Source organism: Spirillospora sp. NPDC000708, assembly GCF_040299565.1.
GTDB lineage: Bacteria > Actinomycetota > Actinomycetes > Streptosporangiales > Streptosporangiaceae > Spirillospora.
The window spans coordinates 88,325-113,228 of the sequence record NZ_JBEPCJ010000027.1; the positions used below are offsets into that span (position 1 = coordinate 88,325).

Consider the following 24,904-nt stretch of genomic DNA (forward strand, 5'->3'; position numbering starts at 1 on the left):
AGCGCCGCTACATCCACCGCCGGCAACCGCAGCGGCATCGGCGCGTTGTACTCCACCGACCCCGGCTCCAGGACGTCCAGGAACCAGAGCCGCTGCTGCGCGAACGACAACGGCAGCCGCCCATCCCGCCCCACCGGAACCACCCCGGGGACCGGCACACCGGACGCGGTGCCCTCGACCACCTCGGCGAGGCCCGCCACGGTCGGGTGATCGAACAGCGCCGACACCGGCACTTCCGTGCCGAACACTTCCCGGACCCGCGAGATCACCTGCGTCGCCAGCAGCGAGTGACCGCCCAGCTCGAAGAAGTTGTCGGTGGCCCCGACCCGCTCCACTCCCAGGACCTGCTCCCAGATCCCCGCCAGCAGCTCCTGCGCCGGAGTGGCCGGCGCGGTGAATCCGCCGAGGTCGGGCCGGGCCGTGTCGGGTGCGGGCAGGGCCGCGCGGTCGAGTTTCCCGTTGCGGGTCAGCGGCAGTTGGGTGATCTCGGTGAAGTGGGCGGGGATCATGAATTCGGGGAGCCGCCTTCCGGCGAACTCGCGCAGCTCGGCAGCGGTGGGGATACCGGTGTCGGGGTCGCCGGGGACCAGCCACGCCGCCAGCTGCGGGTCCTGGCCTTCGGTGACGGCCACCGCGGCGGCGCTAATGTGGGGGTGGGCGGTCAGTACGGCCTCGACCTCGCCGGGCTCGATCCGGAACCCTCGTACCTTGACCTGCTCGTCGATCCGGCCGAGGAACTCCAGCACGCCGCCTGGACGCCACCGCGCCCGGTCGCCTGAGCGATACAACCGCGAGCCGTCACCGGCCAGCGGATCGGCGACGAACCGCTCGGCGGTCAGCGCCGCCCGCCCCGCATAACCCCACGCCAACCCCAGACCACCGATGAACAACTCACCGGCCACGCCTAGCGGCATTGGGCTCAACTGCTCGTCCAGCACATGCACCCGCAGGCCCGGCAGCGGGGTCCCGACCGGCACCACGCCACCCGCGGCCGCAATCGCAGCCGGATCCACCGGCCCGGCGGTCGCGCACACCGATACCTCGGTCGGTCCGTAGGCGTTGACCACCACGCAGCGGTCCGCCCATCGGGCCACCAAATGCCCGTCAGCGCGCTCGCCCGCCAACACCAACGTCGCCAAACCCGCGAACTGAGCCGGGTCGACCACACGCGCCACCGACGGCGGCAACGTCACCACTCCGACACCCGCCGCAGCCAACACCTGCGCCAGCCGCGCGGTGTCCACCCGCTCGACCTCGCCCACGATCACCAGCCGCCCGCCACGGCCGAGCGTCACCCACACCTCTGAGACCGCGGCATCGAAGCTGAACGAGGCGAACCCCGCCACCACCACACCCGGAGTGATTCCGAACACCGGGCCCTGCCCCGCCACCAGATTCGCGACACCACCATGGCCGACCAGCACACCCTTCGGCCGACCCGTCGACCCCGACGTGTACATCACATACGCCAGGCCCTCACCAGCCGCACCGTCACGGGTCACCGGGGATGCCGCTATCGCCGCCGCCGTCACCGGGTCGTCCAGCTCTACTACCCGGACGCCTCGTCCCACCGGCATCTCCGCCACCAGCGACTCGGCGCCCACAACGACGGCGGCACCGCTGTCGGCGAGCATGTAACCGAGCCGGTCCGCCGGGTATCCCGGGTCCAACGGCACGTACGCCGCCCCGGCCAGCCACACGCCCAGTACGCCGACCACCATCTCCACTTCGCGGGACACGCAAAGCCCCACCACCGAACCCCGGCCGACGCCTAGTCCCCGCAGGTAACCCGCCAGCCGACAGGCGCTCTCCACCAGCCGGCCGTAGGTCATGGACACGTCGCCGACCACGACCGCCACCGCGTCCGCCCGCACCTCGGCGTGGCCCAGGACCAAGCCGACCACGCCGTCCATGCCGTCGACCGCGACCTCGGCACCTGTGCCACTGCCGACCCCGGCCTCGACGCCCACGGCCCAGCGCAGCAACTCCTCTCGCTCCGCCGCCGACACCACCGGCAGCTCCGACAGCCGCCGAAGGCCGCCACCGTCAGCGATCCCCTCCAGCAGCGCGCCGAAGTGACCCACCAGCCGCGCTATCGAGTCCCGATCGAACAGCCCCGTGCTGTACTCGACCGCACCCGCCAACCCGCCGCCCCGCTCCACCAGCACCAATCGCACATCCGTCTGCGCCACCACGTCCCCATCCACGTCATCCGTGTACTGGCGTGCGACAGCGCCCTCACCCACCTGGGGACGGCTCCCGTTCGCGGCTGTATCGGCTCCGCCGCCGGTGCCAGTGGTGGTGTCGTAGTTGAAGAGGGTTTGGAAGAGGGGGGTGCGGGAGCGGTCTCGTTGGGTGACGAGTTCGTCGACGAGTTGTTCGAAGGGCAGGTCTTGGTGGGCGTAGGCGGCCAGGGCGGTGGTTCTGAGCTGCTGTAGCAGTTCTGCGAAGGTGGGGTCGTCGGTGAGGTCGGTGCGGATGACCAGGGTGTTGACGAAGTAGCCGATGAGGTTCTCGGTTTCGGCGCGGTTGCGGTTGGCGATCGGTGTGCCGATCGGGATGTCGTGCTGGCTGGTGTAGCGGCCGAGCAGGACGGCGAACGCCGCCATCGTCGTCATGAACATCGTCGCGCCGTGGTCACGGGCGAGCTGCCGCAACTGCTCGACAGTGCCAGCAGGAACGGTGAAGCGAACGGCTGCTCCGGTGGTGGTGCGGATGGCGGGGCGTGGCCGGTCGGTGGGCAGATCAAGCGTCGGCAGTGCGGCGAGTTGGTCCCGCCAGTACGCCAGTTGGGTTTCCAGGACGGTTCCGCTGAGCCAGGTGCGTTGCCAGAGGGCGTAGTCGGCGTACTGCACCGGCAGCGGCGGCAACGGATCGGGCTCACCAGCACCCAACGCGGTATGCAGGGCACGCAGTTCGCGGCGCAGGATCAGCGCCGACCATTCGTCGAAGGCGGCGTGGTGCACCGACAGCACCAGCAGATGCCTGTCGGTGCCGACCCGGGCCAGGCAGCCGCGGATGACCGGGCCGGTAGCCAGGTCGAAGGGTTCGGCGGCGTCCGCGACCACCAGCGCTTCCGCCGCGCGTCGGGGATCGGCGGCACTCGACACATCGACCACGGGCAGCGGGAACGGTGATGGCGGATCGATCACCTGGTACGGGACCCCGTCGTGGCCGGCGACCAGCCGCGTCCGCAGCACCTCATGCCGCTCGACCAGCGCCGACAGCGCCGCCCCCAACGCAGCCACATCGACCTCACCGCCCAGCCCGACCGGGGCCGGCACGTTGTACTCCACCGACCCCGGCTCCATCTGATCCAGGAACCACAACCGCTGCTGCGCAAACGACAACGGCAGGCGCTGGTCCCGCCCGGCGGGCTCTACCGGTGGCACCGGCACTTCCGCGCTGGGACCCTCGACGACGTCCGCCAATCCGGCCACCGTCGGGTGGTCGAACAGCGCGGCTACCGGCACCTCCGTGCCGAACACTTCGCGGACACGTGAGATGACCTGGGTGGCCAGGAGTGAATGGCCGCCCAGCTCGAAGAAGTTGTCGTCGGCGCCGACCCGCTCGACCTCCAGCACCAGCGCCCAGATCCCCGCCAACAGCTCCTCGGTCGCGGTGGCCGGAGCCGTGAAGACACCCACGTCGGGACGCGACACATCCGGCGCCGGCAGCGCCGACCGGTCCACCTTCCCGTTCGGCGACAACGGCAACGCCGCCACCTCGGTGAACACCGACGGCACCATGAACTCCGGCAAGCGCTCAGCCAGATGCCCGCGCAACTCACTCACCGTCGGGATACCGGCGGCAGGGTCGGTCGGCACCAGCCACGCCGTCAGCCTTGTGTGCTCCTGCACCCCCCAGACTCCAACCACTGCGGCGGACACTGCCGGATGCGATTCCAGTAGCGCTTCGACTTCGCCGGGCTCGATCCGGAATCCGCGCACCTTGACCTGCTCGTCCGCACGACCAAGGAACTCCAACTGCCCACCCGGGCGCCACCGCCCCCGGTCGCCGGTCCGATAAAGCCGCGAACCATCACCGGCAAACGGATCAGCGACAAACCGCTCCGCCGTCAATGCGGGACGACCGCCATACCCCCGCGCCACCCCCACGCCACCGATGAACACCTCACCTGTCACCCCTACGGCAACCGGTCCCATATACCGATCGAGCACGTACACCCGCGCCCCTGGCAACGGCCCGCCCACCGGCACCGGTCCATCAAGCGCCTGGCCGTCCGGCGCCTGGCCGACCCCATCCAGCGGGCTATACGTGGAATCGATCGTTGCTTCGGTGACGCCATAAGCCGTCAAAATTCGCACGCCGTCTCCCAGCGCAGCGCGCGCCCGCGCCACCCCGGAAACCCGCCACACATCCGTCGTCACCACCAGCAAACGCAACCCCGGCAACCGCACCCCCGCCCCCTGGACGAGATCCGCCAGCTGATCGGCATAACGCGGCGCACACTCCAACGCCCCCACCCGCTCCGCCGCCAACAACCCCGCCCAATCCCGCACCGACAACACCACACCCGGATCACCCAAAACCAACACCCCACCCGAACCCAACGCCCGCACCACATCACCGGTGAACACATCGAAACTCATGCTCGCCACCGACAACCACCGCAACCGCTCACCACCGAAATGCGCCACCTCCCAACCCGCGAACACCCCCGCCAACGACCCATGCGTCACCAACGCACCCTTCGGCCGCCCCGTCGACCCCGACGTATAAATCACCGCCGCCAAACCAGCCGCACTTACCGCGCCATCACGCACCGCGGGCGATTCCGCCACGGCCGCGATCGTCGCCGGGTCATCCAGCACCACCCGCTTCATCGCGGACGGCACCGCCGCCAATGCGGCCGCCGGTTCCGCCATCGTCACCACGACGTCGGCGCCGCTGTCGGCCAGCATGAATTCCAGCCGGTCCGCCGGATACTCCGGGTCCAGCGGTACGTAGGCACCTCCGGCAAGCCAGGCGCCCAGAACGGCCACCACCATTTCCGCGCCTCGCTCGACGCAGATCCCCACCACCGACTCCGCACCGACACCAAGCCCCCGCAGATAACCCGCCAACTTCGCCGCGCGCGCCACCAGACCCCCATACGTCACGCAGACGCCATCAGCCACCACCGCGACCGCGTCCGGGCACTCCACCGACCACCGCAGAACCCGACCCACAACCCCCTCCGCCGGCACCGGCGCCACCACCCGATTCCACCCCGACACCACCCGCTCCCGCTCCCGCGACGTCAACACCGGCAACCGCGACAACCGCACACCCGGATCCACCGCAACCGCCTCCAACAACACCCCCAAATGCGTCGTCATCCGCCGAACCGTCGACCCATCGAACAACGCCGAGCTGTACTCCAAACCCCCCGCCAACCCACCCGAACCACCATCAGCCACCGTCAACGTCAAATCACACAACGCCACCCGCGGCGCCGCACCAGCCAACACACCACGACCATTCCCCCCGCCATCAGCATGACCATTGGCCCGGCCGTTTGTGCGACCGTCCACCTCACCGCCAAGAAGCCCCTCGCCGCCGCCGGTCACGTAATTGAAGAACACCTCGAACAACGGCGTCCGCGACCGATCCCGCTCCGACACCAGCTCATCAACCAACCGTTCAAAAGGCACATCCTGATGCGCATACGCCTCCAACGCCACCCGACGCACCCGCCCCAACAACTCCACAAACGACGGATCCCCCGACAAATCCACCCGCAACACCAACGTATTAACGAAAAACCCGATCAACCCCTCGGTCTCCGCCCGACCACGCCCCGCCACCGGCGTCCCCACCACCACATCGTCCTGACCCCCATACCGCCCCAACAGCACCATGAACGCCGCCAACACCGTCATGAACATCGTCGCGCCACTCTCACGCGCCACCACGCGCAAACCCTCGGCCACCTCACCCGACACCGGGAAACCCGCCACCGCACCCACCGACGACCGCACCACCGGACGCGAACGATCCACCGGCAACTCCAACACCGGCACCCCAGCCAACCGCTCCCGCCAAAACGCCAACTGCTCTTCCAGGACCTCACCCGACAGCCACCGGCGCTGCCAGACCGCGAAATCCGCATACTGCACCGGCAATTCCGGCAACGGATCCGGCTCGCCCCGCCGGAACGCCTCGTACAACGCGGACAGCTCGCGCCGCAGAATGCGGCCCGACCATTCGTCGCTCACCACGTGATGCAGCGACAGCACCAGCACGTGCTCTTCACCCGACATCCGCACCAGGAAGCCGCGGATCAGCGGCCCCATGGCCAGGTCGAACGGCTCCGCCGCGTCCGACCCCACCAGTGCACCCGCCGTCCCGCGCGGATCCACCGAAGAGGCCACGTCCACCACCGGCAGCCAGAACCGCGACGGCGGGTCGATCACCTGGAACGGCACCCCGTCCTCACCCGCCACCAGCCGCGTCCGCAGCACCTCATGCCGTCCCACCACCGCCGACAGCGCCGCCGACAACGCGCCCACGTCCACCGCGCCCAGCCACACCGGCAGCGAGACGTTGTACTCCACCGACTCCGGCTCCAGTTGCCCCAGGAACCACAGCCGCTGCTGCGCGAACGACAACGGCAGCCGCTCGTCCCGCGCCACCGGGACCACCCCGGGGACGCGGCCGGCGCCACCGTCGGCCTGCCGCTGCTCCAGGAGCCCGACGATCTCCTCCCGGTAGTCCTCCAGTCGTGCCCGGAGGTCCTCGGTCAGCACGTCCCGGGGCGCCTTGACGCGCAGGCGCCCGCCCGCGATCTGCAGGCGCACCCCGCGCTCTTGCAGGTTCTCGAGGAATTCCTCGGCTGACATCCTCATCAGAAGGCACCGCCCTCGTCGGGGTCCGCGTTTCGCGAGTGGCTGTCGAGTGCGTGCAGCACTTCGCTCTCCGACATCTGCTCTACTTCCGCCACGATCCGCTCCTCGATCACCAGGGCGAGGTCGCGCACCGTGGGATGGTCGAACAGGGCCGAGATGGGGATCTCCACGCCGAAGAGCCCGCGTATCTTGAACATCACCTGCGTGCCGAGCAGCGAGTGGCCGCCGAGTTCGAAGAAGTTGTCCTCGATCCCCACCCGGTCCAGCTTGAGGACGTCGGCCCAGATCGCCGCGAGCGCCTGCTCGGTCTCGGTGACGGGCGCCACGAACCCGCCCACGTCCGGGCGGTCGGTGGCCTCGTCCGGCAGCGCAGCGAAGTCGATCTTCCCGTTGACGGTCAGCGGCAGTTCGGTGATCTCGGTGAAGGTCGCCGGGACCATGAACTCCGGCAGCCGCCCGGACGCGTACTCCCGCAGTTCCCCGGCGGCGGGGATGCCCGCGCCGGGATCGGCGGGCACCAGCCAGGCGGCCAGCCGGGCCTCCGCCTGCTCCCCGGTCGCCGCCACCACCGCGGCGCCCACGTCCGGATGCGCGGCGAGGACCGCTTCGACCTCGCCCGGTTCCACCCGGAACCCGCGCACCTTCACCTGCTCGTCCACGCGGCCCACGAATTCGAGCCGGCCGTCGCCGCGCCACCGGACCACGTCCCCGGTCCGGTAGAGCCGCGATCCGTCACCGGCGAACGGGTCCGCGACGAACCGCTCCGCGGTGAGCGCCGCGCGGCGCTGGTACCCGCGCGCCACTCCGGCGCCTCCGATGAACAGCTCACCGGCCACGCCCTCCGGTACCATGCCCAGGCTCGCGTCCAGCACGTGCAGCCGGACGCCCGGCGCCGGCACGCCGATCGGCACCCCGCGCGGGCCGTCCTGCGGCCCGGACGCCGGGCCGGTGCAGCACATGACCGTCGCCTCCGTCGGCCCGTACCCGTTGAGCACCCGCAACCCGGGGACCTGCCATCTCGCCGCGACGGCGGCGTCGAACCGGTCGCCCGCTCCGACCAGCGTCCGCAGGCCCGGCACCTGCTCCGGCGCCAGCAGCGAGAGCAGCGACACCGGCAGCACCGCCACCGCCACTCCCTCGGCCCGCAGCAGGGCCGCCAGCGCGTCCGGGGCCGTCCGCTCCCGCGCATCGGCCACCACGAGCGTCCCTCCGGCCGCGGGCACCGTCGCCAGTTCGAGGACCGAGCCGTCGAAGCCGAACGAGGCGAAGTGCAGCACCCGGACGCCGGGGGCGGCGCCGAGTTCCGGGCCGAGCCCGGCCGCCAGGTTCGCCGCGCCCTCGTGCCGGACGAGGACGCCCTTGGGCCGTCCCGTGGAACCCGACGTGTACACCAGGTACGCCAGGTCGTCGCCGCTCACCGGGACGGCGGGCGGCTCGGCCGGCATCTCCGCGATCGCCGCCCGCTCCACCGGGTCGTCGAGCGTGATCACCCGCAGCCGGCCGGCGGGCATGTCCCCGGCGGTCGCGGCCGTCGCGACCAGCACGCCGGCCTGGCTGTCCTTCAGCATGAAGGCCAGCCGGTCCGGGGGATAGTCCGGGTCGAGCGACACCCAGGCGGCGCCCGCCATCCACACCCCGGTGACCGCCGCGAACGCGTCCGCGTCCCGGCCGAGGCTCAGCGCGACCACCGATCCCCGTCCGACGCCCGCCCGGCGCAGGTAGTGCGCCAGCCGGGCCGCGCGCGCGATCAGCGCACCGTACGACAGGCACGTGCCGCCCGCGGTCACGGCCACCGCGTCCGGGGTCGCCGCGGCGCGCGCGGCGGTCAGTTCGGCGACGCTGCCGGTGGCCGGTGCCGCCGGCGCGGCGCCGGTTCCGTTGGAGAGGAGCCGCTCTCGTTCCGCCGCGGTCATCAGTGGCAGCTCGGACACCCGGGTGTCCGGGCCCGCGGCCACCGCGGCCAGAAGCACTTCGAGGTGCGCCGCCATCCGCTGGATCGTGGCGCGGTCGAACAGCGCCGTGCCGTACTCCATCAGCCCGGTCAGGCCGTCGTCCCGCTCGACCAGGACCAGCCTCAGGTCGGCCCTGGCGATGACGCCGACCCCGAGCGCGTCGGTGCTCTCGCGCGGGCCGCGGATGAGGCCGCCGTCCGGGTGCGGCGCCTCGCGGCCGGTCTCGTCCTCGTAGTTGAACAGCACCTGGAACAGCGGGGTCCTGGACCGGTCGCGCTCGGGGGCGAGTTCGTCGACCAGCCGCTCGAACGGCAGGTCCTGGTGCGCGTACGCCTGCAGCGCCGCCGTCCGGACCCGGCCGAGCACGTCGGCGAAGGACGGATCCCCGGCCAGGTCCGCCCGCATCACCAGCGTGTTCACGAAGAAGCCGATGAGCGCCTCGGTCTCCGCCCGGTTCCGGTTCGCCACCGGCGTTCCGACCACGACGTCGTCCTGGCCGGCGTACCGTCCCAGCAGTACCGCGAACGCGGCCAGCGCGGTCATGAACATCGTCGCTCCGCCCTGCCGGGCCACCGCCCGCAGTCCGGCGGCGACCTGCGCCGGAACGGTGAAGCGGACCACGTCCCCGGCCGAGGAGCGCACCGGCGGACGGGGCCGGTCGGCCGGCAGTTCCAGGACGGGCAGCCCGGCCAGCCGCTCCCGCCAGTAGGCGAGCTGGGATTCCAGCGCCTGCCCGGACAGCCGGGTCCGCTGCCAGACCGCGAAGTCCGCGTACTGCACCGGCAGCGGTGGCAGCGGGTCCGGCTCACCGCGCCGGAGAGCCGCGTACAGCGCCTCCAGTTCGCTGCGAAGGATCAGCGCGGACCACTCGTCGCTGACCACGTGGTGCAGGGCCAGGACCAGTACGTGGTCCTGGGCGGTGACCCGGACCAGGCAGGCCCGGATCACCGGCCCGGCGGCCAGGTCGAACGGCGCGACCGCGTCGGCGGCCACCAGCGCGCGGAGGGCCTGCCGCGGGTCCGCCGCACCGGAGACGTCGGCGACGGGCAGCCGGAACGGCGACGGCGGGTCGATCACCTGGAACGGCACCCCGTCCGCGTCCGCCACCAGGCGCGTCCGCAGCACCTCATGCCGCCGGGTGATCGCCGACAGTGCCGCCCCGAGCGCCGCCACGTCCAGCTCACCGGCCAGGCCCATCGGCATCGGCGCGTTGTACTCGGCCAGCCCCGGCTCCAGCTGCCCCAGGAACCACAGCCGCTGCTGCGCGAACGACAGCGGCAGCCGCCCGTCCCGTGGCACCGGGACCACGGCGGGGACGGCGACGCGGTCGGCGCCCTCAAGGGCATCCGCGAGCCCGGCCACCGTCGGGCGGTCGAACAGGGCCGCCACCGGCACCTCCGCCCCGAACACCTCCCGCACCCGCGAGACGACCTGCGTCGCCAGCAGCGAATGGCCGCCCAGCTCGAAGAAGTTGTCATCGGCGCCGACCCGCTCCACCCCGAGCACCGCCGCCCACATCTCCGCGAGCAGCTGCTGCACCGGCGACGACGCCGCGACGAACTCGCGTCCGGCCGGCCGCGACGCCTCCGGCTCCGGCAGCGCCGACCGGTCCAGCTTCCCGTTCGGCGACAGCGGCAGCGCCGCCAGCTCGGTGAACACCGACGGCACCATGAACTCCGGCAACCGCTCGGCCAGGTACGCGCGAAGCTCGCCCACCGCCGGGACGCCGGCGGCGGCGTCGGCCGGCACCAGCCAGGCGGCCACGCGCCGGTCCGCGTCCTCCCCGGTGACCGTCACCGCCACGGCCGCGACCGCCGGATGGGCGGCCAGCGCCGCCTGCACCTCGCCCAGCTCGATCCGGAAACCGCGCACCTTGACCTGGTCGTCGGTCCGGCCGAGAAACTCCAGCAGGTGATCGGCCCGCCGCCGGACCAGGTCCCCGGTCCGGTACAGCCGCTCGCCGTCCGCGCCGAACGGGTCGGCGACGAAGCGCTCCGCGGTCAGCGCGGGGCGCCCGCCGTAACCGCGGGCGACCTGCGCTCCGCCGATGTACAGCTCGCCGCTCACCCCGGCGGGAACGGGGTTGAGGTGCTTGTCCAGGACGTAGGCCCGGGTCCCGCCGAGGGGGGAGCCCAGCGGGATCCCGCCGCGTTCGAGCTGCTCCGGCCGCAGCCGGGCGGCGACGACGCCGATGGTGGTCTCGGTCGGACCGTAGTGGTTCACCACCGCGCACCCGTCGGCGGCGGCCAGAATCCGCCGCGCCAGCGGTGCGGGCGTCGCCTCGCCGCCGAGCATGAGCACGCCGCGGGGCAGCAGCCGGCCGGGCTCGTCCGCGCCGGCCAGCGCGGCCAGGTGCGAGGGCACGATCTTGAGATGGTCGATGCCGCGCTCGGCCGACCAGCGGGCGAACCCGCCGGCGTCGGTGGCGTCCGCCTGCGGCAGCATCTGCACCGTTCCCCCGGTCGCCAGGCCGGTGAACAGCATGGTGTTGCCGAAGTCGGTGGCGACGGGCTGCACCAGCCCGTACCGCAGGCCGGCGCCGCCCAGCCCGGCGCGGTCCGCGACCGCGGCGACGTAGGCCACCAGGCCGCTCTGGGTGACCTGGACGCCCTTCGGCGTTCCCGTCGACCCCGAGGTGTACATGACGTAGGCGAGCCGGCTCGGCGGTGCCGGACGGACCGGCTCCAGCGTCCATGGCCCGTTGACGGCGGGGTCGTCCATCAGGACGACCCGCAGCCGCCCGGCGGGCAGGTCCGCAGCCGTGTCGGTGGTCCCCAGCAGCATGCTGGCCCGGCTGTCGGCCAGCATGAACGCGAGCCGCTGGACGGGATGGCCGCCGTCGAGCGGCAGGTACGCGCCGCCGGTCAGCCACACCGCGAGGATGGCCACCGCCAGGTCCGGCCCGGGGTCCAGGCAGACTCCGACGAGGACCTCCGTGCCCGCTCCTTGCAGCCGGAGGTACGCGGCGAGCCGCCTCGCCCGGGCCAGCAGGGCCCCGTAGGTCAGGCACTCCGTGGCGCCGGCCACCGCGACCGCGTCGGGACGTTCCGCCGCGCGGGCCGCGATCAGCTCGGCCAGCCCGCCCGCCGCGGACGCGGCAGACGCGTCGGCCGGGGCGGCCGGGGCGGCGTCCTGCCCGGCGACCAGCTCGGCGTGCTCCGTCCGGGTCAGCAGCGGCAGCCGCGACACCGGCCGTCCCGCGTCGGCCGAGATCGCCGCGAGCAGCGTTCCCAGGTGCCCGGTCATCCGCTCCGCCGTCGCCGCGTCGAACAGGGCGGTGCTGTAGTGGAGCTCGCCGGTAAGGCCTCCGCCGACTCGTTCGGCGAGGATCAGCCGCAGGTCGAATTTGGCCGTCACGTCCGGGGCGGCGCCGTCGTTCCGCTGGCCCGGGGCTGGTTCCGCCGCTGTCGCGGTGTAGTTGAGCAGCACCTGGAACAGCGGGGTGCGGGAGCGGTCCCGTTCGGTGACCAGCTCGTCGACGAGTTGCTCGAACGGCAGGTCCTGGTGGGCGTAGGCGTCCAGAGCGGTACCCCTGACCTGCTCCAGCAACTCGGCGAAGGTCGGGTCGCCGGACAAGTCCGCGCGCATCACCAGCGTGTTCACGAAGAACCCGATCAGACCCTCGGTCTCGGCCCGGTCCCGGTTCGCCACCGGCGTCCCCACCACGATGTCGTCCTGACCGGTGTACCGCCCCAGCAGGACCATGTACGCCGCCAACACCGTCATGAACATCGTCGCGCCGGCGTCCCGCGCCACCGCGCGCAGACCGTCGGCGACCTCGGGCGGAACGGTGACCTCCACCGTGTCCCCGGCGGTCGACCGCACCGGTGGACGGGGGCGGTCGGTCGGCAGGTCCAGCACCGGAGCGTCGGCCAACTGCTCCCGCCAGTAGGCCAGTTGCTCTTCCAGCACCTCGCCGGTCAGCCAGCGCCGCTGCCACACCGCGAAATCCGCGTACTGCACCGGCAACGCCGGCAGCGGATCCGGCTCGCCCCGCCGGAACGCCTCGTACAGCGCACCCAGCTCGCGTCGCAGCACCGGCCCCGACCACTCGTCGAAGACCGCATGGTGCGCCGACACGGCCAGGACGTGCTCGCCGGGAGCCTGCCGGATGAGGCAGGTCCGCAGCAGCGGCCCGGCCGCCAGGTCGAACGGCTCCATCGCCACCGCGGCCAGCAGCGTTCTCGCCGCGCGGAACGGGTCCGCCGCGCCGGACACGTCGGCCACCGGCAGCGGGAGCCGGGACGGCGGGTCGATCACCTGGCACGGCACGCCGTCGTCACCGGCCACCAGCCGCGTCCGCAGCACCTCGTGCCGCGCGGCGAGCGCCGACAGCGCCGCGCCGAGCGCCGCCACGTCCAGGTCCCCGCCCAGCCGGACGGGCATCGCGACCACGTACTCGACGGACCCCGGCTCCATCTGGTCGAGGAACCACAGCCGCTGCTGACCGAACGAGAGCGGTATCCGCCGCTCCCGGCCCACCGGCACGACCGGCGGCGCCGCAGCGCCGGCGGCGGTCCGCTCGAGCGCCTCGGCCAGCTCCGCCACGGTCGGGTGATCGAACAGCGCGGCGACCGGCAGGTCCGCGCCGAACACCTCCCGCACCCGCGAGATCACCTGGATCGCCAGCAGCGAGTGCCCGCCCAGTTCGAAGAAGTCGTCCGCGATCCCGACCGTGCCGGTGCCGAGCACCCGGGCCCAGACCTCCGCCAGCAGCCGCTCGGTCTCCGTGCGCGGCTCCTGCGGAGCGCCGAGACCGGACCGGTCCGCCGCGGGCGCGGGCAGCGCCGCCCGGTCCACCTTGCCGTTCGGGGTGAGCGGCACGGCGGGCAGCGGCACGAAGACGGCGGGGATCATGAACTCCGGCAGCCGCTGGCGGAGGTATCCTCGCAGGTCACCGGCCGACGGCAGGTCCTCGTCCGGGTCATCGGGCACCACGTAGGCGGTGAGCCGCCGGTCTCCCGGCACGTCCTCGCGGACCATGAGGACGGCATCGCGGATCGAGTAGTGGTCCTTGAGCGCGGCTTCGATCTCCTCCAGCTCGATCCGCACTCCGCGGAGCTTGACCTGGTCGTCGGCCCGGCCGAGGAACTCGATGACGCCGCCCGCCAGCCACCGCACCTTGTCGCCGCTGCGGTACACCCGCGAGCCGTCCGCGCGGAACGGATCCGCCACGAACCGCTCCGCGGTCAGCGCCGGCCTGCCGTAGTAGCCCCGCGCCAGCCCGGCGCCGCCGATGTGCAGCTCCCCGGGGACGCCGATCGGCGCGAGCGCGCCGTCCGCCGCCAGCACGTACAGGCGGGTGTTGTCGACCGGCCGCCCGATCGGGAGCCGGCCCTGCGCGCGGTCCTCCCACGGCTGGGTGTACGAGGTGACGTCGATGGTGGCCTCGGTCGGCCCGTACACGTTGTGCACCGGGACGGGAAGCCGGTCCGCGAACTCGGCCACGACCTCGCCGAGCAGCTGCTCGCCGCCGCAGACCACCTGCCGCACCGCCGTGCACCGGGCCAGCTCCGGATGCCCGGCGATCATCTTCAGCACGGTCGGGACGAGGGCGAGCAGCGTCGCCGCTCCCCGGGCGGCCACGCCGAGCAGCCGGCCGGTGTCGGCGGACGTGACGGACGGCGGCATGACGACCAGCGACCCGCCGGCGGCCAGCGCCGGGTACAGCTCGATGCCGAACGCGTCGAAGCTCGGCGACGACGAGACGAGCACGCGGTCGGCGGACGTGATCGAGAACCGCCGGTTGAACCACGCGACGTAGTTGGCCAGCGAGCGGTGCTCGACCATCGTGCCCTTCGGCCAGCCCGTCGACCCGGACGTGTAGATCACGTACGCCAGGTCCTCCGGCCGGCCGCCGGCCTCCGGAACGGGCGACGCCGGCATCGCCGCCAGCGCGGTCCGCACCGCCGGGTCGTCGAGCGCGACGGTCCGGACCCGTCCCACCGGGAGGTCGTCCACGATCCCGGCCGTGCCGAGCAGGATGGCCGAGCGGCTGTCGGCGAGCATGAACGCCAGCCGCTCCGGCGGGTAGGCGGGATCCAGCGGCAGATAGGTGGCGCCCGCCTTCAGGACCGCCAGGATCGCCACCACCAGGTCCGGTGTGCGGTCCAGGCACAGCCCGACGACGGTCTCCGCCGCCGCCCCCAGGCCGCGCAGGTAGTGCGCCAGCCGGTTCGCCCGCTCCTCCAGATGCCCGTAGCTGAGCGTGAGGTCTTCGCAGACGACCGCCGTGGCATCGGGATTCCTCGCCGCCTGCGCCGAGACGAGCTCGTGGACGGCCGGTTCCGGAACTGCCGCCCCGGTGTCGTTCCATTCGTCCAGCAGTTGCTCCCGCTCGGGCGCGGGAAGCATCGGCAGGCGGGAGAGGTGGACGTCCTCATCGGCGGCCAAGGCGCGCAGCAGCGTCTCCAGGTGCCCGGCCATCCGCTGGATCGTGGCGGGCTCGAACAGAGCCGTGCTGTATTCCAGACCGGCGATCAGGCCGTCATCGTCGTCGGCGAACATGAGCCGCAGGTCGTACCGGGCGACGGTGCCGGCCTGGACGTCGTCGGGCGAGAAGGCGGTGCGCCCGCCCGGGCCGCCGCCGTTCTCGTCCTGGTCGCGGCCCGCGGCGAAGTAGTTGAACAGCGCCTGGAAGAGCGGGGTGCGGGACCTGTCCCGATCGGTCACCAGCGCCGTCACCAGCTGGTCGAAGGGCAGCTCCTGATGCGCGTACGCCTCCAGGGCCACCCGCCGGACCCGTCCCAGGAGCTCGGGGAAGGCCGGGTCGCCCGACACGTCCACGCGCAGCACGATGTCGTTGACGAAGAAGCCGATGAGGTCCTCGGTCTCGGCCCGGCTCCGGTTCGCCACGGGCGTCCCCGCCGCCACGTCGTCCTGGCCGGTGTAGCGGCTCAGCAGCACGGTGACGACCGCGAACAACGTCATGAACATGGTGGCGTCGTTCGCCGCGGCCAGCTCGCGCAACCGTCCGGCGGTGCTCGCCGGGACGCGGAACTCGACCACCGCGCCCGCCGCCGCGGCGCGGACCGGAGGGCGCGGGCGGTCGGTGGGCAGTTCGAGCACCGGGACGCCGGCGAGCTGCCGTCCCCAGTACTCGTGCAGCCCGTCGAGCACCTCCCCAGCCAGCCACCGCCGCTGCCAGGCGGCGAAGTCGGCGTACTGCACCGGGAGCGGCGGCAGCGGGTCCGGCGCGCCGGCCGCGGCCGCGTCGTACAGCGCCGACAGCTCGCGGCGCAGGATCCGCCAGGACCACTCGTCGTTGACGACATGGTGCGCCGTCAGCACGAGCACGTGGTCGTCGGGTGCCAGCCGGATCAGGCAGGCACGGATCGGCCGTCCGGCCGCCAGGTCGAAGGGGGCCGCCACGTCCGCGGCCACCAGCGCCTCGACCGCCCGCCTCGGGTGTGCCGCGCCGGACACGTCGACGACGGGCAGCGGGAAGGGGGCCGGCGGGTCGATGACCTGGTAGGGGACGCCGTCCTGGCCAGCGAGCAGCCTGGTGCGCAGCACTTCGTGCCGCCGCGTCACCGCCGACAGCGCCGCTTGCAGCGCGGCGGCGTCCACCGCCGCCGGCAACCGCAGCGGCATCGGCACGTTGTACTCGACCGACCCGGGTTCGAGCTGGTCGGCGAACCAGAGCCGCTGCTGGCCGAACGACAGCGGAAGCCGCTGATCGCGCGGCACCGGGACCACCGGCGGGACCGCCGTCCCGGTGGTGGTCTCCTCGATGACGGCGGCGAACCGGCGGATGGTGGGCTGCTCGAAAATGGCGGCGACCTTGATGTCGACGCCGAACACCTCGCGCACGCGGGTGATGATCTGGACGAGCAGGAGCGAGTTCCCGCCGAGTTCGAAGAGGCTGTCGGTGGCGCTGATCGGGCTGATGCCGAGCACCTGCTCCCAGATCCCCGCCAGAAGTTCTTCCAGCTCGCCGCGCGGCGAGCTGTGGCCATCGGATTCGGACGGGGTTGCGTCCGGCGCGGGCAGCGCCGCGCGGTCCAGCTTTCCGCTGCGGGTCAGCGGGAATCGTGCGATCTCGGTGAAGTGGGCGGGGACCATGAATTCGGGCAGCCGTGTCCCGGCGAATTCACGGAGCGCGGAGGACGTGGGGATGCCGGCGTCCGGGTCGGCGGGGACCAGCCACGCCGCCAAGCGCGGATCTCCTTGGCCTTCGGTGACGGCTACTGCGGCGGCGCTGATGTCGGGGTGGGCGGTCAGTACGGCCTCGACCTCGCCGGGCTCGATCCGGAACCCGCGCAGCTTGACCTGCTCGTCGATCCGGCCGAGGAACTCAAGCACGCCGCCTGGACGCCACCGCGCCCGGTCGCCCGAGCGATACAACCGGGACCCGTCGCCAGTCAGCGGATCGGCGACGAACCGCTCGGCGGTCAACGCCGCCCGCCCCGCATAACCCCACGCCAAGCCCAGACCACCGATGAACAACTCACCCGCCACACCCATCGGCACCGGACTCAAGCGCTCATCCAGCACGTGCACCCGCACGCCCGGTAGCGGTGCGCCGATCGGCACCACACTCGCGGCCGGATCCACCGGCCCGGCGGTCGCGCACACCGATGCCTCGGTCGGTCCATAGGCGTTCACCACCACGCAGCGGTCGGCCCACCGGGCCACCACCTGCTCATCGGCCCGCTCGCCCGCCAACACCAACGTCGCCAAACCCGCGAACTCGGCCGGGTCGACCACACGGGCCACCGACGGCGGCAACGTCACCACACCCACACCCGCCGCAGCCAACAGCCGCCCCAACCGCGCGGTGTCCACCCGCTCGGATTCATCCACGATCACCAGCCGTCCGCCGCGACCGAGGGTCACCCACACCTCCGACACCGCCGCGTCGAAACTGAACGACGCGAACCCGGCCACAGCCATCCCCGGGGTGATCCCGAACACCGGACCCTGACCCGCCACCAGATTCGCGACACCGCCATGGCCGACCAGCACACCCTTCGGCCGACCCGTCGACCCCGACGTGTACATCACATACGCCAGGCCCTCACCAGCCGCAGGGTCACGCACCGCCGGTGCGGACGAAAGAGCCGCCGCCGTCGCCGGGTCGTCCAAGACCACCCGCTCCAGCCCGGACGACACCGTCCCGAAGACAGCCGCCGACTCCGCCGTCCCCACCACGACGCTGGCGCCGCTGTCGGCGAGCATGAAACCGAGCCGGTCCGCCGGATACCCCGGGTCCAACGGCACATACGCCGCACCCGCCAACCACACGCCCAGTACGCCAACCACCATCTCCACACCGCGCGGCACACACAGACCCACCACCGACCCCGCACCGACACCCAGCCCCTGCAGATAGCCCGCTAACCGCTCCGCACGCCTCACCAGCCGCTCGTAAGTCACGCTTACGTCCCCGACCACCACCGCCACCGCATCGGCCTGCGCTCCGGCATGGCCTAGGACCAGATCCGCCACGCCGTCGATGTCACCGGCCGCACCGCTCTCCGCGCCGACGCCCCAGCCCAGTAACTCCTCGCGCTCTTCCAGCGACACCATCGGCAATTCCGACAAGCGGCGTCCGCCGCCATCTTCGGCAATGCCCTCCAGCAGCACCCCTAAATGGCCCATCAATCGCGCCACGGTTTCGGCGTCGAAAAGGGCAGTGCTGTACTGGACCCCCGCCACCAAGTCGCCGCCGGGCCCTTCGCCGACCGTTACCACCACGTCGGTCCGCACCGGCAATCCGCCCGTCTCGCCGGCCCAGCGCATCATGCTCTCGTCGGCGACGGTCTCGCCGGCCGTGTAGCCGACGACCACCTGGAAGAGGGGGGTACGGGACTGGTCCCGTTCGGTGACCAGCTCGTCCACCAGCTGCTCGAACGGCAGATCCTGGTTCGCGTACGCCGCCAACGCCACCTGCCGCACCTGCCGCAGCAACCCACCGAACGACGGATCACCCGACAGGTCCGCCCGCATCACCAGCGTGTTCACAAAGAACCCGATCAGACCCTCGGTCTCGGCCCGATCCCGGTTCGCCACCGGCGTCCCCACCACCACATCGTCCTGACCCGCATACCGCCCCAGCAGCACCATGAACGCCGACAGCACCGTCATGAACATGCTCGCGCCGCCCTCGCGCGCCACCGCACGCAGGCCCTCGGCCACCGTCGCGGGGAAGGTGAAAGCCTCGAACGAGCCCGTGGTGGACCGCACCGGCGGCCGCGGCCGATCAGTCGGCAGGTCCAGCACCGGGACGTCCGCCAGTTGCTCGCGCCAGTACGCCAACTGCCCTTCCAGCACCTGACCGGTCAGCCATTGACGCTGCCACACCGCGAAATCCGCATACTGCACCGGCAACGCCGGCAACGGATCCGCCTCACCACGCCGGAACGCCTCATACAGCGCCGCCAGCTCACGCCGGAAAATCCCCGCCGACCATTCATCGAAGACGATGTGATGCACAGCCAGCACCAGCACGTGGTCGTCACCAGCGAGCCTCGCCAGACATCCCCGCACCAGCGGCCCGGCCGCCAAGTCGAACGGCTCCGCCGCGTCCGCCACCACCAACGCACCGGCCGCCGCCACGGGGTCCGCCGCACCGGAGACGTCGGCCACGGGCAGAGGGAACGGCGACGCCGGGTCGATCACCTGGAACGGCCGACCGTCCTCGCCCGCGACCAGCCGCGTCCGCAGCACCTCATGCCGCTCGACCAGCGCCGACAGCGCCGCTCCCAGCGCCGCCACGTCCAGCGTTCCCGGCAGCCGTACCGGCAGCGCGAGGTTGTACTCGCTGGAGCCGGGCTCCATCTGGTCGAGGAACCACAGCCGCTGCTGGGCGAACGAGAGCGGCAGGGGCACGTCCCTGGTCCCGTTCGTTACCGGCGGCAGCACCGTGCCGGACGCGACTTCGCCGATCGACCTGGCCAGGCTGCGGACGGTCGGCCGGTCGAACAGCAGCGACAGCGGGATCTCCACCCCGAACACGGCGCGGATCCGGGAGATGACCCGCGTCGCCAGCAGGGAGTGGCCGCCCAGTTCGAAGAATCCGTCGCCGGCGCCGACGCGGTCCACGCCGAGAACCTCGGACCAGATCCCCGCGAGCAGTTCCTCGGTCGGAGTGGCGGGGGCGATGGACGCGCCCAGGTTCGGCCTTTCCGCGGCCGGGGCGGGCAGCGCCGCCCGGTCGACCTTGCCGCTGGGCGTCAGCGGCAACGACGGCAGCCAAGTGAACACCGAGGGGACCATGAACTCCGGCAGCCGGGCCGTGAGGAAGGCCCGCAGCTCGCCCGCGTCCGGCGTCGCGGTTCCCGCCCCGGCCGGCACCAGCCAGGCCGCCAGCCGCGCCTCGTCCTGCTCTCCGGCCGTCGCCACGACCGCCGCGCCGACCGCGGGGTGAGCCGCCAGGGCGGCCTCGACCTCTCCGGGTTCCACCCGGAAGCCGCGGACCTTGATCTGGTCGTCGGCCCGGCCGACGAATTCCAACCGCCCGTCGGGCCGCCACCGGACCAGGTCGCCGGTCCGGTACATCCGCTCGCCGGGGCCGCCGAAGGGGCCGGCCACGAACCGCTCGGCCGTCAGGGCCGCCCGGTTCAGGTAGCCCCGCGCCAGCCCCGCGCCCGACACGTACAGTTCGCCCGCGACCCCGGCCGGAACGAGCCGCAGCGAGCCGTCCAGGACGAACACCCGCAGGTCCGGGATGGGCTCGCCGATGACGCTCGACGCGCCGTCGGACGTCCCGTCGACGACGTGCCTGGTGACGTGCACCGTCGTTTCGGTGATGCCGTACATGTTGACCAGCTCCGGGCGGTCCGGGGCGGCCCGCAGCCAGCGGGCGGCCCGGGCGCCGTCCAGCGCCTCGCCTCCGAAGATCACGTACCGGACGGCGAGCCCGCCGCCGTCGTCCCACGGGCCCATGAGCTGGTAGAACGCCGAGGGTGTCTGGTTCAGGACGGTCACCCGTTCGGCGGCGAGAAGCGACCGGAACGTGCCGGGCGACCGGGTGACCAGGTAGGGGACGACGACCAGCCGGCCGCCGGTGAGCAGCGAGCCCCAGATCTCCCATACCGAGAAGTCGAAGGCGTAGGAGTGGAAGAAGGTCCACACGTCCTGCGGCCCGAACCCGAACCACGGGTCCGTCGCGGCGAGCAGCCGGACCACGTTCCGGTGCTCGACGACGACGCCCTTCGGACGCCCGGTGGAGCCGGACGTGTAGATCACATATGCCGGGTCCTCCGGCCGCGTCGAGCGAGGCGGCGCCTCACCCGGACCCGCGGGACCGGATGCCGACGCCTGGACCCGCGCATCATCGAGGACCAGGGCGGGCGCGGCTCCGTCGGGCACCCGGTCGGCGAGTTCACCGGCCGAGAGGACCAGGTCCGGGGCGGCGTCGGCGAGCAGGTAGCGGATCCGCTCGGCCGGGTAGTCCGGGTCGACGGGAAGGTACGCCGCCCCCGCCTTCAGGATCGCCAGCAGCGCCACGACCAGGTCGGCGGAACGCCCGACCATCACCGCCACGAGACTTCCCGGGCCGACGCCGCGCTGCGCGAGCACCCGTGCGAGCCGGTCGGCCCGGTCGCCGAGCCCGGCATAGGTCAGCGACGTGTCCCCGGCGGTGACGGCCACCGCGTCCGGGTACCGTCGCGCGCGCTCGCTGATCAGTTCGTGGACGCCGCCCGTCACCGGGACGGTCGGCCCGGTCCCGTTCCACGCGTGCAGCACCTGCCGCCGCTCCGCCTGGGTCAGCAGCGGCAGCTCTCCGACCTTGTGGCCCGTGTCGTGGGCCATCGCCTCGAGCAGGACACGCAGATGCCCGGCCATCCGCTCGACGGCATCGTCGTCGAAACGCGCGCGGTCGTACTCCAGCGTCATCGCGGAGGCTCGCGCGGTGCCGGCGGAAGCGACGAGCCCCTGTTCGTTCCGTTGCCAGAAGAGGTTCCACTGTGTACGCAGGCCCTCGTCCTGGACGTCGTCCTGTCCCTGGCGGAGCGCGTCGACGGGGTAGTCCTCGAACGCGAACAACGTCGAGAACAGCGGCCGGCCGGCCGGGATGCCGCAGCACGCCTGGATCTCCGGCAGCGGCGTGTGCTCGAACTCGCGTGCCCGCGCCTGCTCCTCCTGCAGCGTCCGCAGCCATGCGTCGACCGGTTCGCCCCGCGCCACCCGGACCCGTGCCGGAGTCGTGTTGATCAGGAGCCCGACCATCGACTCCATCCCGTCGACCTGGTCTCCGCGCCCCGACGACGTCACTCCGAACACGACGTCGTCCGTGCTCCCGTACACGCCCAGCAGGACGGCCCACGCCCCCTGCATGACCGTGTTGACGGTGACCCGCCAGCGGCGTGCGGTGGCGTCGAGCTCCCGCAGCACGTCGGGACCGAGCCGCACATGCCGCTCTCCCTGCCCGTCCTTCCCGGTCGCTCCTTCCACGCCCAGCACCGTGGTCTCCCGCACGCCCGCCAGCCGCTGCCGCCAGAACGCCGCCGCCGCTTCCGAATCCTGGCCGGCCAGCCATGCGACGAAGTCACGGAACGGCCTCCGGGGCGGACCGTCCGGCACGGCGGCCCCCGCCGCGAGCGCGCGGTACGCCTGCAGGACGTCTCCCAGCACGATCGGCCGGCTCCACCCGTCCATCACCAGGTGGTGCATGCTCACGACCAGCTGGTGACGCTGCGGGCCGAGGACCAGCAACGCCACCCGGACCAGCGAGGGCGCGCCGAAGTCGGCGCCGCGCGCGCGGTCCTCGGCCAGGAACTCCTCGACCGCCCGGGCCTGCGCTTCGCCGTCCTGTTCCGACAGATCCACCACCTGCCAGGGCAGATCGACATGCCGGGACACGACCGCCACGGGGGCCGCCACCCGCTCCCACACCACGCCCGACCGCAGCACCGGATGCCGCGCGAACGCCGCCTCCCACGCCCGCCGCAGGAGCCCGGCGTCCAGCTCTCCTTCCAGCAGCAGCCCGGTCTGCGTCCAGTACATTCCGCCGTCGTCCGACAACTGCGAATGCAGCAGCATCCCGTGCTGCAGGCCGGTCAGCGGGTAGATGTCCTCGATGGCACGGCCTCGAGAAACTGCCGCCATGTCGGATGACGTCATGACCAGCCTCCGGAATTGGTGGTCTCGTGCGATGGAGCGGGGGAACCGAAGCTCTGCTGGATGAAGTCGAGGGATTCCTGGTCCAGCCCGGACAGCGGGAAGTCGGACGGGGTGTAGCCGCCGGCACCGGGAGCGCAGCAGTGCTCGATCAGCCTGGTGAGGACCTCCGTGTAACGCCGCGCCAGCGCTTCTACGGTCGTCTCGTCGTGCACATCGGTCGAATAGGACCAGACGATTTCCAGGCGTCCGGCGGCGACGCGGCCGGTGATGTCGAGCAGGTGGCTGCGCTTCCCGTCGGGAGGGACCCCGCGGCCGAGCGTGTCGTCGGTCATCAGGAATCCGGCGGTGCCGTCGCCGGCGGGAACGGCCTGGCCGGAAAGGCCGAGGTAGTTGAACCTCACGTCCGTGTGGGACCCGTCCACGGCGCCGCGCAGGTAGCGCAGCAACCCGTAGCCGAGCCCGCGGCGCGGCACGGCGCGCAGGTCCTCCTTGGTCCGCTGCAGTGCCGCGCCGAGGTCGCCTTCGGCGGACGCGTGCAGCACGACCGGGTACACGCTGGTGAACCAGCCCACCGTGCGGGACACGTCGATGTCCGCGCCCACGTCCTCCCGGCCATGGCCTTCCACGTCGACCGCGAGAGCGGCCGACCGGGACCAGCCGGTCAGGACGATCCCGAGCGCCGTCAGCAGGACGTCGTTGATCTGCGTCCCGTAGGCCGACGGGACCTCGTGCAGCAGCCGCTCCGTATCCCGCTCCGTGAGCGCGGTGTGCAGCCGCCGGGCGGAGGCGCGCGTGTTCTCTCCGTCGTGATCGCGCGGGACGACACCGGCCCCGGCGGCGCGGCGCCAGTAGCCGGTCTCCTCCGCGAGCTCCGGTGTGGCGGCCAGCTCCGTCAGCCGCCGCGCCCACCGCGCGAATGAGGAGGTCTTGGCCGGCAGCGTGATCTCGAGTCCCCGTTCGGCCTGGTCGTAGGCCGTGGACAGGTCCTCGACGAGGATCGGCCAGGACACCGCGTCCACCACCAGGTGATGCGCCACCACCAGCAGCGTCCTGTCGCGCTCGAACAGCACGAGCCGCAGCAGCGGCCCTTCCTCCAGGTTCAGGCTGGCATGCGCGGCGTCGGCCAGCCGCCGGCGGGAGCCGTTCCCGGACGCGGCGTCCGCCGGCCACAGCACGTCGGCCGGCTCCGCGGCGTCGACGCGGGCCGTCCAGGCGCCGTCGCGGGCGACGAACCGCGACCGCAGCACATCATGGTGATCCAGCAGGGCCCGGACCGCCTCGCGGAGGGGCCGCTCCCGCACGGGACCGTCGGCCGTCAGCAAGACGGACTGGTTGAAATGCGAGGGGTCGGACGGGCAGTCCGCGAAGAACTCCCGCTGCACCGGGGTCAGCGGGAAATCACCGGTCACCGGTCCCTGCTCGGACGGAGCGGCCGTTTCCCGCGTACCGGCCGCCGCCGCCAGCCGAGCCACCGTCTGATGCTCGAAGATCTGCCCGGCGGACAGGTGCACTCCGGACTTCCGTGCCTCCGCCACCACCCGGATGCTGATGATGGAATCGCCGCCGAGCTCGAAGAAGTTGTCATCGCCGCCGACGCGGTCGATGCCGAGGACCTGCGCCCAGATTCCGGCGAGGATCTGTTCTGTTTCCGTTCTCGGCGGCTGGTAGCCGGCGGAGACCTCGGGCCGTTCGGTGCCGGGGTCGGGCAGTGCCGCGCGGTCGAGTTTGCCGTTCGGTGTCAGCGGGAGCGCGGCGAGCTCGGTGAACAGGGCGGGGATCATGTAGTCGGGCAGGCGCTCGGCCGCGAACTCGCGCAACTCGCCCGCTTCGGGAATTCCAGCCTCGGGGGTGGCAGGCACCAGCCACGCCACCAGCCGCGCGTCCGTGTCCCGGCCAACGACTCCCGCCGCCACGGCCCCGACGGCCGGGTGGGTGCTCAGGACGGCTTCGATCTCGCCGGGTTCGATGCGGAACCCGCGGACCTTGACCTGCTCATCGGCCCGGCCGGTGAACTCCAACAACCCGTCAGCC

3 protein-coding genes (1 of these 3 only partly in view) are annotated in these 24,904 nt (G+C 72.3%); all 3 read right to left on the reverse strand.

Annotated features, from left to right (window positions below; translation table 11 throughout):
* On the reverse strand, nt 1–6,845 hold the 5' end (the start) of the coding sequence (locus ABT299_RS20815; protein WP_500251726.1) for a non-ribosomal peptide synthase/polyketide synthase. 23,029 nt of this gene lie to the left of the window's left edge; only the first 6,845 of its 29,874 coding nucleotides appear in the window; it begins with the start codon at nt 6,843–6,845; the stop codon falls past the left edge of the window.
* Between the two features lie 5 nt (nt 6,846–6,850).
* Nucleotides 6,851–22,873: a non-ribosomal peptide synthetase gene (locus ABT299_RS20820; RefSeq protein ID WP_500251727.1), complete on the reverse strand. Its 16,023-nt coding sequence runs from the start codon at nt 22,871–22,873 to the stop codon at nt 6,851–6,853.
* On the reverse strand, nt 22,870–24,904 hold a 2,035-nt coding region (locus ABT299_RS20825; protein WP_500251728.1), incomplete at its 5' end, for a condensation domain-containing protein. The genes ABT299_RS20820 and ABT299_RS20825, both read right to left, overlap by 4 nt.

Coding starts and splice junctions, on each gene's coding strand:
- ABT299_RS20820 (WP_500251727.1), bottom strand. CDS start 22,873: ATGACGTCATCCGACATGGCGGCAGTTTCTCGAGGCCGTGCCATCGAG.